We start from the raw sequence: 3382 nt of genomic DNA on the forward strand, positions 1-3382 counted from the left end.
TCAGCTGAGGCGTGAGCCGATCCCGGTCAGCGAGATTGTCGTCGGCCTGCAATGCGGCGGCTCCGACGGCATGTCGGGCATTACGGCCAATCCGGCGCTGGGCGCGGCCGTCGATATCCTGGCCGGTGTCGGCGGCATCGGCATCCTCTCCGAGACGACGGAAATCTATGGTGCCGAACATCTGCTTGCCTACCGCGCGGCAACGCCGGAGATCGCACAGAAGCTCGACGGCTTCGTGAAGTGGTGGGAGGATCACGTCGCCAAGCATGGCGCTTCGATCGACAACAACCCCTCGCCCGGTAACAAGCGCGGCGGCCTCACCACCATCCTGGAGAAGTCGCTCGGCGCGGTCGCCAAGGGCGGGCAGACGCCGCTCAACGGTGTCTTCGGCTACGCCGAAAAAGTCACCGGCAGCGGCCTGGTGTTCATGGACACACCCGGCTACGACCCGGTCTCGGCCACCGGCCAGGTGGCGGGCGGCGCCAACGTCATCGTCTTCACCACCGGCCGCGGCTCCTGCTTCGGCTGCCGTCCGACGCCGTCGATCAAGGTCGCCACCAATTCGACCATGTATCACCAGATGGAAGAGGACATGGACGTCAACTGCGGCGTCATCGCCTCCGGTGAAAAAACCATCGCCGGCATGGGCCGCGAGATCTTCGAACTGATCGTCGAGACGGCTTCCGGCCGCAAGACCAAGAGCGAGGATTTCGGCTACGGCGACAACGAGTTCGTGCCCTGGCATCTTGGCGCAACGCTCTAGATTAGATTGTACTGATATCGAGTAGACTGCCGAGCCGAGCAACGGCCGGCAACGGGGAGGTTGTGCATGGAAAGACGCCGCATCGGCCAGACAGCGCTGGAGGTCACCGAGGTCAGTTTCGGCGGTGCTGCGATCGGCGGTCTCTACCGCGCTTGTTCGCGTGAAGCGGCGATGGAGACGCTGCAGGGCGCCTGGGAAGCCGGCCTGCGCTATTTCGACACCGCACCCTTCTACGGTTTCGGTCTGTCGGAGCGCCGCTTCGGCGACTTCCTGCGCTACAAACCGCGCGATTCCTACGTGCTGTCCACCAAGGTCGGCCGCCTGTTCCGCCCGGTGCCGGAAGATCAGGTTCCCGATCACTCCTATGTCGATCCGCTGCCCTTCGCGCTCGACTACGACTACTCCTATGACGGCATCATGCGATCGGTCGAGTTCAGCTATGCGCGGCTTGGTCTAAACAAGATCGACATCCTGTTTGTCCACGACATTGGCGTCTACACACATGGTGTCGAGAAGACCAAGCTGCACTTTCGCGAGCTGATGGATGGCGGCCTCAAGGCGCTCGAAGAGTTGAAACGGTCCGGCGTCATTTCCGCTTATGGGCTCGGCGTCAACGAGGTGCAGATCTGTCTCGACGTGATGCGCGAGGCGCCACTCGACTGCATTCTGCTCGCCAGCCGCTATTCCCTGCTCGACCGCAGCGCCGAAGCGGAGTTGCTGCCGCTCTGCCGGGCGCAACAGACGTCCTTGGTCATCGGCGGCGTCTTCAACTCCGGCATCCTGGCGACCGGGCCCGTGCAAGGCGCGCATTTCGATTACCGCCCTGCCAGCCATGACGTGCTCGACCGCGTCGGTGCGATGGAACGGATCGCCGCCGAGGGCGGCTATCCGCTGGCCGCGGCTGCGTTCCAGTTCCCCTTGCATGAACCCGCGGTCGCCACCGTGCTGACCGGCACCGCCAAGCTGGCAAACCTGACGCGCAACCTCGAACTGCTCGACATCGACGTGCCGGAGACGGAATACGCCAAATATCGCCCCTATACGCTGGTGCAGGAGCTGGCGTGAAACGCGTATCCACCCGCAGTGAACGGTGACCCGGGCTTCACATTCTTGCGATCCCATGAAAGAATGAACATTCCATATTGACGAATATGTGGAATTAATATTCCATATATTCGCGAAACGGAAACGGGAGTGTTTGACAGCGGCAAGGGAGGAGCAGCGCGGTGGATCTGCCTCTGCCAGGCCTCGCGAGGACTGGTCAAACATCGCTTGCATCGGCTGGATTGATGCACTATCAAAACATGGCAACTGTTTTTTATTGATAAAGTTCTGTTTGGGCCACGCCTATCCGGACGGAGCTTCCGTAACGTTCACCGGGCGACTTAGGGAGGAACCTCATGAAATTCGTGACCAGCATTCTCAACCGCCGCGCCGTTATGGCGTTGGCAGCAGCTTCGATGCTCGCCGGCGTTATGCATTCGGCGCCGGTTTCGGCGGCGGATGTGACCATCCCGATCATCGTCAAGGACACCACGTCCTTCTACTGGCAGATCGTTCTGGCCGGCGCCCGCAAGGCCGGCAAGGATCTCGGCGTCAACGTGCCGGAACTCGGCGCCCAGGCCGAGACCGACGTCAACGGCCAGGTCTCGATCCTCGAGAACGCCGTTGCCAGCAACCCGGCGGCGATCGTCATTGCGCCCACCGAGTTCAAGGCGCTTGGCAAGCCGATCGATGAAGCCGCTGCCAAGGTCAAGGTTATCGGCATCGACTCCGGCGCCGACTCCAAGGCCTTCACCTCGTTCCTGACCACCGACAATGTGCAGGGCGGCCGCGTCGCCGCCGACGGCCTCGCAGCCGCCATCGGCGCCGCCAACGGCGGCAAGATCGAGGGCGACGTCGCCCTGATCACCAACGCACCGGGCGCCGGCTCGCTCGAACAGCGCAAGCAGGGCTTCACCGAACAGCTCAAGGCCAAATATCCGGGCCTCAAGCTGGTCGCCGACAAATATGCCGACGGCCAGGCCACCACCGGCCTCAACATCGCCACCGACCTGATCACCGCCAACCCGAACCTCAAGGGCATCTTCGCCTCCAACCTGATCATGGCGCAGGGCGTCGGTCAGGCTGTCGCCGAAAACAACCTTGGCGGCAAGCTGGCGCTGGTCGGTTTCGACAGCGACGAGAAGCTGATCAAGTTCCTCAATGACGGCGTCATTTCCGCCCTCGTTGTCCAGGATCCGTACCGGATGGGCTATGACGGCATCAAGACGGCGCTCGCCGCCTCGAAGGGCGAGAAGGTCGAGGCCAATGTCGACACCGGCGCCAATCTGGTGACCAAGGCCAACATGAAAGACCCCAAGATCGACGCGCTGCTCAACCCGAAGCTCAAGTAAGCATCGGCACGAAAACTGTTTCCGGGGCCTCGCGCCCCGGAAACATCAGCTTCGGCACAAACGGCTTGGCAATCCGCTGCCTTGGGCTAGGCTGCAAATGAGGTGTGTCACAGCCTCGCCGCCTGCCAACCGTGAGACCAATCTGGGAGGATTGTCATGACGTCGACAGCGCAGGACCTGCATCCGGCACCCGTGCTGGAACCGGGGCGGACCATCCTCGAAT

General features: G+C 62.4%; 3 protein-coding genes. All 3 read left to right on the forward strand.

The genetic code is table 11. The features are described from left to right. Positions 1 to 763 (forward strand): UxaA family hydrolase (locus tag EN935_RS27560; RefSeq protein ID WP_164771381.1); only part of this gene is annotated, 763 nt, incomplete at its 5' end. A gap of 66 nt (positions 764 to 829) precedes the next feature. Then, positions 830 to 1828, forward strand: a complete 999-nt coding sequence (locus EN935_RS27565) for an aldo/keto reductase (RefSeq protein ID WP_127263213.1) — start codon at positions 830 to 832, stop codon at positions 1826 to 1828. Between the two features lie 335 nt (positions 1829 to 2163). Beyond that, entirely contained in the window at positions 2164 to 3159 is a 996-nt protein-coding gene (locus EN935_RS27570; protein WP_109658699.1) for an ABC transporter substrate-binding protein, read from the forward strand. The last annotated feature ends 223 nt before the right edge of the window (positions 3160 to 3382 follow it).

Source organism: Mesorhizobium sp. M7D.F.Ca.US.004.03.1.1 (assembly GCF_003998635.1).
Taxonomy (GTDB): domain Bacteria; phylum Pseudomonadota; class Alphaproteobacteria; order Rhizobiales; family Rhizobiaceae; genus Mesorhizobium; species Mesorhizobium loti.